1 pseudogene is annotated in these 562 nt (G+C 48.8%); it reads right to left on the minus strand.

Going from position 1 to position 562, the window contains the following annotated elements:
- Nucleotides 1-562 (minus strand): annotated as a pseudogene (locus R7190_RS29600) (MSHA biogenesis protein MshI); the annotation flags it as partial.

Raw genomic sequence — 562 nt, forward strand, 5'->3', positions numbered from 1 at the left:
TCACAGCACACTTTCAATTGGTGCAACTGAACCTGACGAAGCTGAGCAGAGAGGTAGTCTATCGAACGTTGTAGCTCCAGAGACAAACTGTCCATCTGTAGCTCGCTTGACGGTACGCCAGTAAGAGGAGGTGTCACGCTACGAATCGAACGATGGAATGCAATGGTGTGCTCAACAAAAGCACTGATGCGGAAATGCCCACGAGCGCTGCGTTGCAGCAACAAAAAGTTACCAAGCTCACCAGCGGTATCACCCCAAACATCATCTTCCGGAATGATCGCTTCTAACGGCAATTGAGCACGACTAGCCAGTAGCACAATTTTATCAAGCATCTTTCTTGATAAAACATAAGCTTGCACTTTACTTGAGTTTGGTAGCTCTACCGCATCAGCGATGATGTCGATGGCACGCTCAGAAATAAGCTCTTTGAGTAAAAACGGCAGCGCCGCCGACCACTCTTGGCGTGGCATGGCTGGCTTGTCGATTTGATACATCTGATAGTAGTTGTGTGACAGCACTACGGTCAGAGAATCATAAGCGCTCGCGGCAACGCTTAACGCTT

It is taken from the genome of Vibrio sp. 1078-1 (assembly GCF_033340475.1).